The organism is Phenylobacterium sp. (assembly GCF_030654915.1).
Taxonomy (GTDB): Bacteria; Pseudomonadota; Alphaproteobacteria; order Caulobacterales; family Caulobacteraceae; genus Phenylobacterium.
This window is the reverse complement of the sequence record NZ_JAURWM010000286.1, coordinates 1-7,820: the sequence shown is the minus strand read 5'-3', so window position 1 is coordinate 7,820 and position 7,820 is coordinate 1. Positions and strand designations below refer to the sequence as shown.

Annotated in this window: 6 protein-coding genes; 4 read left to right on the top strand and 2 right to left on the bottom strand. The window is 64.8% G+C overall.

Features of this window, described 5'->3' with window-relative positions; translation table 11 throughout:
* Positions 1 to 484, top strand: a 484-nt coding sequence (locus tag Q7T84_RS15135) for a TetR family transcriptional regulator C-terminal domain-containing protein (RefSeq protein WP_304810441.1), incomplete at its 5' end; no start/stop codon positions are given.
* Positions 485 to 1,286: 802 nt separating this feature from the next.
* On the opposite strand, the gene Q7T84_RS15130 is transcribed toward Q7T84_RS15135, so the two are convergent.
* Both Q7T84_RS15130 and Q7T84_RS15125 read right to left on the bottom strand, forming a co-directional pair.
* Positions 1,287 to 2,048 carry a hypothetical protein gene (locus Q7T84_RS15130; RefSeq protein WP_304810439.1) on the bottom strand — a complete coding sequence of 254 codons (762 nt, stop codon included), beginning with the start codon at positions 2,046 to 2,048 and terminating at the stop codon, positions 1,287 to 1,289.
* Positions 2,045 to 2,302 carry a hypothetical protein gene (locus tag Q7T84_RS15125; protein ID WP_304810437.1) on the bottom strand — a complete coding sequence of 86 codons (258 nt, stop codon included), beginning with the start codon at positions 2,300 to 2,302 and terminating at the stop codon, positions 2,045 to 2,047. Before Q7T84_RS15125 ends, Q7T84_RS15130 begins: the two co-directional genes overlap by 4 nt.
* A gap of 84 nt (positions 2,303 to 2,386) precedes the next feature.
* Between Q7T84_RS15125 and Q7T84_RS15120 the strand changes: the two genes are divergently transcribed.
* From Q7T84_RS15120 to Q7T84_RS15110, 3 genes are all read left to right on the top strand, one after another.
* On the top strand, positions 2,387 to 4,504 hold the full coding sequence (locus Q7T84_RS15120) for a TonB-dependent receptor domain-containing protein (RefSeq protein ID WP_304810435.1): 2,118 nt from the start codon (positions 2,387 to 2,389) through the stop codon (positions 4,502 to 4,504).
* 200 nt (positions 4,505 to 4,704) lie between these two features.
* Positions 4,705 to 5,991: a TetR/AcrR family transcriptional regulator gene (locus Q7T84_RS15115; RefSeq protein ID WP_304810433.1), complete on the top strand. Its 1,287-nt coding sequence runs from the start codon at positions 4,705 to 4,707 to the stop codon at positions 5,989 to 5,991.
* 126 nt (positions 5,992 to 6,117) lie between these two features.
* Positions 6,118 to 7,820: TonB-dependent receptor (locus Q7T84_RS15110; RefSeq protein WP_304810428.1), on the top strand; the 1,703-nt coding region annotated here is incomplete at its 3' end.

Here is a 7,820-nt window from a genome sequence, read left to right as displayed (position 1 = left end):
CTTGACCGCCGAACAGAAGCTCGAACGCTTTATCCGGCTGCTCCTGGACGATATCCAGACGAAGAAGACGACACGGCTGTTTCCGCACCTTTGGGTGCTCGCCAACCACGATCCGCTCATCGCGAAGGTGGTGGACAGCATCTACATCCTGGAGCGTCGAACGCTCACCCAGCTATTCGCCGAGATCAACCCGCTCCTCTCCGCCCAAGAGCGCGAAACGCTGGCCGTCTTCGTGTCGGCGTCGGTCGCGGGCGGGACCATGTTCGTTGGTTTTGAGAAGCCTTGGGCAACCGAGCTGCCGCTCTACAGCGCTATCGCCTGCCGCGGCCTGGTCGAGCTTGTGAAGACACTCACGCCGGACCAGTTGCGTGCCTACGGCTGGTCGCCTGAAGACGGGAAGCCAGCTTGGAAGACGCCCACGCTCCTCAACCCTGAAGAGCTTCAGTCCGTACTCGAAGAGGGTGAGGCGAACGACGCCACGTGAACAGGCCCGGGAGGCAGTCTTCCAGCGGACGTCGAGAATGACGGCCAGGAGCCGGAATGGGCTCAATGCGGCCCAGCCGATCTGGGTCCGGAGAGCGAATCTTCCGAAGGGACCGCAATGAGCCAGGTCCGGCCATACCTGTAGCTCGCTGCCTGGAAGCGGACCCTGCCAAGGCCTCAAAAGAGCCCGATCCGGATATGCCAGCGCGACGCTGGATACCCTGTCGCGCTCTAGCGTAGGTGCCCCGGGCACGATTCGAACGTATGCCGCGCACCTCAGGCGGAGCCGCACTTCGACTTCCAGGACCGTCGCTCGCCCCATCGCAGCATAAGTTAGTGGGCCAAACAATCGGGCGTCCGCGATGGACCGGCGGGCGCCGCGCCTCGTCGCCAATAACGGCGAAGAACAGGCGAGCGCATCGCCACCGATCGTAGGAACGAAAGCAGACAAGAACGTGTATTTTCGGTGTGCAAATTCCGCACACACTCCCAACTAAGTAACTGAAAAAACTGACTAATCTGTCCAGTCCATCATCGGCGCCACACTAAGCAAATGATGCTTATTTTTCAATGACTTCTCTTCATATTTCAACACCTCGGAGCGGCGAGATCACCCGCCGTTCTTCGACACTTCATGACCCGTTTATCACTGCACCCGATTTGCACGCGAATATTGACGTCGATCCGTAGACGCAAATTCGGCGCCTGGCTTGGTCGAAGTCAGCTATCGGGCGACGCGCCAGCGATGCTGAATTGTCCGCTCTCCGAGCAAGCTGCGCAGGTGAGGCTCAGGCTTGAGGCGCTTAGTTGCTCCCGGAAACCCTCGCCTCGATCACGTAGTCGCAGCCGCTTCGCAGGCCTCCCTCCCTACGGCAGACCTCGCAGGCTTCATACCGCAAATCCTGGATCCTGGTTGCTAGGGGCTGGGCAAGGCCCGGATCCACCTTGCCAAGCCGTCGGATCGCCATGTCGAGCTGACCGTGAATCCATTTCTCGTGATAGCGATTGGGGAACCGCCGCGCCGAGACCACCTCAAAGCCGGACTGATCCAGCGTCCTGGCCGTCCATTCTGCGGGATACTCTCGATAGGGCGCCTCGTCGGCCAACAGCAGGATGGAATCGCGCAGCCGCCCGATGGCGCGGACCAGCCGTTCCGCGTCGGAGATCGCTGCGCCCACGACATAGGGATCCACCCCGATCACATAGAGCCGGCCCCGAACAAGCGGCCGAAGTCGCCGGAAGATCTCTGGCTGAAAGTAGGGTGAGAACCCCTCGATCGCTCCCACCAAGTAGTCCGCCAACACGGTGTCGAATCCCTCGCCGGCCAGCAGACGTGGATCGGTCCAGTTGCCCAACAACAGTCTATGCTCGGCTGTCGACACGTCGGAGAGCCGGTTCTTGACCTGGGCAAGGTGGCCTGCCGCGCCGCTGACCCCCGCCCACGAACGGAGAGGCAGAGCCGTCGACCAAAGCGCCGAATTCACACCTGTCCCGGCGTCCAGGAAATCGCCCCACGGTGTCTGACCCTGGAGTTGCTCCAAGTAGCGAAATAGGGCCGAGGTCATGACGCCGACCTCACGGTCTCTTCCCTGGTCCGCACCGCCACGAGAACCTCGGCGTCCATGGCGGCCAACAGTCGCCCGGCCGCCTTCAGGGTCATGCGTTCCGGGCTCTTCAGCCAGACGTTCACCTGGCTACGTGGCGCACCTAGCGCCCGGCCGAGATCGGCCTGTGTCAGCCCACCGCTCTGGCATTCGGTGAACCGCTGAGACACGGCCAGCCAGATCCGGCGCTGAAGCGCATCGGCGGGACTTTCCAAGATTGGACCTGCGACATCCGACATTGCGTGATGTTATGTTATAACGTAGTGGCGCTGTTTCTTCTTTTTGTCGGGGTCTCCAAGATGCAACAACGCTCCCTCCTCCTTGCCGCCGCCAGTTTCAGCGTCCTCGCCAGCGCGGCGGTAGCGCAAGAGGCCCAATCCAACCGCCGGGCGCCGGAAGTGCAGGCCTTGACGGTCACGGCCGACCCCCTGCTTCGCTCCCATGCCGACGTGATCTCGAATGTCGCGATCCTAGCTGGAGACGAACTGGTCCAGCGCCGCCAATCGACCCTTGGGGAGACCCTGAACGGCCTGCCTGGCGTCACTTCTGATCCGTTCGGCGGCGGCGCCAGCCGGCCGGTGATACGCGGCCAGACCGCGCCGCGGGTCCGCGCCCTGTCGGACGGCGCGGCCCTGCTCGACGCCTCCGAGGTCTCCCCAGATCACGCCATCACCGGCGATCCCTTGCTGCTGGAAGGCGTCGAAATCCTGCGCGGTCCCAGCGCCCTCATCTATGGCGGCGGGGCCATTGGCGGTGCGGTGAACCTGCTCGACACGAAAATCCCCACGCGGATTCCAGAGGCTGGACTGCACGGCGTCGCCGAGGGGCGGCTGGGCACGGCCGACAACGAACGCAGCGCCGTATTGGGCGTGACCCTCGGCGCAGGCCCCCTCGCCTTTCGCCTGGAAGGCGTCAGCCGCCGCACGAGCGACTATGATGTTCCCCGCTATCGACCGCCGGCGCACGATCACGACGAGGCCGCGGGCGAGGAGGACCATGCCGCCCCCGAGGCTTTCGACACCCTCGCCGGCTCGTTCAGCAAGAGCCGCAGCTTCACCGCCGGCGTCTCCTGGATCGGCGACCGGGGCTATCTAGGCGCGGCCTACACCGAACAGACCAGCGACTATGGCCTGCCTGGTCACACCCATGAGTACGAAGACTGCCATCCGCATGGATCGAGCCTCCACTGCGGCGGCCACGATCACGCGGAGGGAGAGCATGATCATGACCATGGCCACGACCACGACGAAATCCCCGTCGTCGACCTCCTGAGCCGCCGACTCGACCTTCGCGGCGAGATCAATGACCCCTTCGCTGGGATCGAGCGCATTCGTCTACGCGGCGCCGTCACCGACTACCGCCACTACGAAATCGAGGACGGGGTCACCGGGACCACCTTCAGCAATGAGGGCTATGACCTGCGCGTGGAGGCCCAGCACAAACCCATTGGCGGCCTGCGCGGCGTCGTGGGAGTCCAGGCGAGTCGCAGCGACTTCGCCGCCGTCGGTCGCGAGGGCTTCATCCCCCGCAGTCTGATGGAAAGCCAGGCCCTGTTCGTGCTCGAGACGCTGGACGTCGGAGATTGGCGATTGGAGGGGGCCCTGCGCCAGGAGTGGCAAAAGACCCGCGTGCCCGGCGCGACCAATCTGACCCGTTGGCCCAAGCGCGAGCACCAGCCTTTCTCCGCCTCGCTCGGGGCCAGCTGGCAGTTCAATCCCGGCTACTCGATCTCCGTCACCGCCGCCCGTTCCCAGCGCGCGCCAAGCGTGCAGGAGCTTTATGCTCGCGGCGTCCACCTTGCGACAAACACCTATGAGATGGGCGGGTCCCAAATGGATGTCGAGACCGCCCTCTCGCTAGAACTTGCCCTGCGCAAGACAGAGGGGCGGACCACCTTCTCGGCCGCGGCCTACCGCTACGACTATGACGGATACATCTTCGCCAACACCGTGGATCAGTTCGAGGACTTCCGTCTGATCCAGTACACCCAGCGCGACGCCGTCTTCACCGGCTTCGAGGCCGAAGCGACCCACCGCTTCACCTCAGCTTGGTCGGCCACGGTCTTTAGCGACTATGTGCGCGCCAAGCTCAGTGACGGCGGGGGCAATCTGCCGCGCATCGCCCCGGCACGCCTGGGCGCCCGGATCAACGGCGCACAGGGGGACTGGTCAGGCTCACTGGAGTATGTCCGCGTCTTCAAGCAGGACGAGATCGCAGCCTTCGAACGCGAGACCCCGGGCTACGACATGGTCAACGCCACCCTGGCCTATGACCTGCCACTCTCAACGGAGAGCCAGATCTATGTCCGCGCCACGAATCTCCTGGACGAGACGGCGCTCAGCCACACGTCGTTCTTGAGCACATTGGCCCCTCAGCGCGGCCGTAACTTCGTGTTCGGTGTCCGGACCCGCTTTTAGACTGAGGCCAGCGCCCGGCGGCAACGCCGGGCGCTCGTTAATTCAGGACGCTTGGCGTCACCTAGAACTTGCCTCTGGCCGAACCCCGAGAATTCGCGCCTACCTACGGGCTCTGGGTGGAGTTTGAGGCCCACAATCCTCGGCAGGGCGCTCGGCCGAGCCCCCTCGACGGCGAGCTCTCGACGGGTCATTCAAGACGGATGGCGCAGTTATCGCTCACGCGGGACTTGGGAAACGACGGCAAGGACGCCCTGCGGGCGCAAGCCGTCGACGCAGCGATCACCATCATCGCCGAGCAAGGTCTGGCGACGCTCTCGATCCGTGACTTGGCACAGGCGATCGGCAAGAGCACGACCGTCATCGTCAACCAGTTTCACAGCAAAGCGGGCTTGCTGCGCGCCGTGGCCGAAGCGGCAATGGCCGCGGACGAAGCGTATCACCAGCGGTTTCTCGCCGAGGTCGACGGCGTCCCCATCGACCACTTCAGCCTTCGCGCCATCGCCACGCGATACATCGTCGGCCGCACGGCGCCATCCCTCAGCTTCGTCAGGGTCTGGGAGGAGTTCGTGACTGACCCTGAGGCCAGCGCCATCGCGCTCCCCCAGCTCACCGCTTGGGCCGAACTGCGCGCGACAACCTGGTCGGCGGTGCTGGAGCCCGGAGCGGGCCTTGCGCGCCTCGGGCCGGTCTTCTTCCCGTATCTCGTCATGGAAGAGTTTTACGCCTGCGCGCTTGGATGGCGCCTAGACTACGAGCTGTTGCTGCAGGAAACCCTGAACGGCCTGCTGGTCGATGACCTGGATGGGCCGGCGCCCCCGATGACGGTGCTCAACTGGGTCGTGGCGCGACTCGCGCCACCTGAGCCGCCGGGGAAGTCGTTTCAGGCCGGATCGATGCCGCTACGCCTTCTCGACTTCGCGGCGGACCTGATCATGGAGGGCGGCATCGGCGCGGTCACCAACCGCTCGGTCACCCAACACGTCAAGGCTTCGACGTCCACCATCCTCTATCATTTTGGCGACATGCGTACGTTCCTGGCGCAGGCGGTCTGGCACAGCGTGTTCCGCGAGATTCCACCCTATCTCGATGGGCGCAGACCCCTCGAGCAGGAGCGGCCGGCTGATCTCGACGCCTGGGCGAGGTTGATGGGCCAGACCCTGAAGCTGGCCCCCGCCGCCTCGCCAGGCGAGACGGGGTTCTATGTGAAGTACGCTAGGCTGATCGCCCAGATCTGCGTCCTGGCGCGGCGGGACGCCGCCTTCCAAGACCTAGCCCTGCTGTTGCGCGGCCCCGAGGGCGGCGGCACCTTCGCGCGCCGAGAGGCCGTCTGGCCGCCGCAGTTCGCCTTGACTCGGCAGAGCGCCGCCCATTTCGCGATCTGGATCAAGGGCCGAGCCCTGCTCAACTCGACCTTGCAGCCTGCGGACGCCACCACCACCGAAGCCCAACTTCGCGAAGCGGCGCACTGCCTGGCTCCCCGCGCCTAGCGACCGAACAGTCGTTATTTTTTCTCGCATACCAATGTGCGTCATCAAAGTATTGCAGGCCACAAATATAGCCATCCCGCATCGAACAACTGATTTTATCTAGGGCCAGTTCGGGCGGGGATATACATGAAAGTGAAGCCAAAAACGGCGCTCGCCGCCATTCTGCTTGCCGGTGCGAGCGCCGCGGCCATGCCCGCGTGGGCCGCGGACGCCGCGATCTCCCAGGTCGATGAGTTGATCGTCACGGCCCGACGCCGGGCCGAGTCCGAGCAGAAAGTCGCCACGGCTCTGACCGTGATCAGCGGCGCGGACATGGAGCGTCGCAACATCCAGACAGTCAACGATCTGGAAAACAGCGTCCCTAGCCTGGAGGTGACCAGCCAGTTGGGCGGCGGCCAGCCGCAGTTTCGGATCCGCGGCGTCGGCATGACCGACTACGCCGCCAACAACACCTCGACGGTCGGCGTCTATATCGACGAGGTCGCCTATCCCTACGGCTCCATGACTCAGGGCGCGCTGTTCGATGTCTCGCGGATCGAGGTGCTGCGCGGACCCCAGGGCATCCTCTACGGCCGCAACACCACCGGCGGCGCGGTCAGCATCATCACCAACGGCCCGACGCGCGAGTTCGACGCCGGCGTCAACGCCTCCTACGGTCGCTTCAACGCCTTTCACGCCGACGGCTTCGTCTCTGGCCCGCTCACTGAGACGCTGTCGGCGCGCCTGGCCGCGACAGTCGATCAGGGCGGCGCCTGGCAGTACCACCGCGACACCGGCGAGGCGCTGGGCGACAAGGACCGCTGGGCGGTGCGCCTACGCCTCGACTGGCAACTTAGCGACACCACCCAGATCGACGGCTCGCTCCGCTACAACCGCGACCAGTCGGACGGTTTGGGACTGCGCCTCGTCACTCGGCCGTTCCAGTCGCACAACTATCCACCGATCGGCCGCCTCTATCCGATCGACAGCGAGCACCGGATCACGGGTTGGGGCATCAGTCCCTACTTCGCTAACCTGATCGGGGTGTCGCCAGGCGCCAAGCCGTTCCGCGACAACGAAGGTTGGGGCGCGAACGCCCGCCTGCGCCACGATTTCGGCTGGGCGGCGCTGACCGCCGTTCTCGCCTACGAGACCTTGGACCGGCGCGAGTTCAACGACTGGGACGCCACGGCCTCCAACGAAGCCGGCACCTTCTTCTTCAACGACATCGAGACCCTGTCGCAGGAAGTGCGGCTGGTGTCGCCAGCCGAGGGCCCGTTCCGCTGGCTGGCGGGGCTCTACCACTCGACCGAGACCGTCGATGGCGGGTTCTACTCGGACTTCTCGGAAGCCTCGAGCCTGCGCAACTGGATGAGCACCAGCTACACCCAGGAGGTCCAGACGACCGGCGTGTTCGGCAACCTCGATTATGACCTGACCGACCGCCTGACCGTGTCGGCCGGCCTGCGCTACGAGGACGAGACGCGCGAGCTGAAGGACTTCCTCACCCAGGTCCTGGCCCCGGTCCCCAGCCGGTTGGCCTCGACCGACGCCGAGCAGTCGATGGGCGAGTGGTCGGGCAAGATCGGCCTGGAGTACAAGGCCAGCGACGACATCCTGCTGTTCGCCAGCGCCGCTCGGGGTGTGAAGTCCGGCGGCTTCACCACCTACAACAGCGGCCTGCCCCAGCAGCTCGAGCCGTTCACGCCCGAAACGCTCTACGCCTATGAGGCCGGCGTGAAATCCGAGTTCTTCGACCGCACCCTGCGCGTAAACCTGTCGGGCTTCTACTACGACTATCGCGACCAGCAATTGCAGGGCGTCCTCTACACCCAGACCGGCCGAGTGGG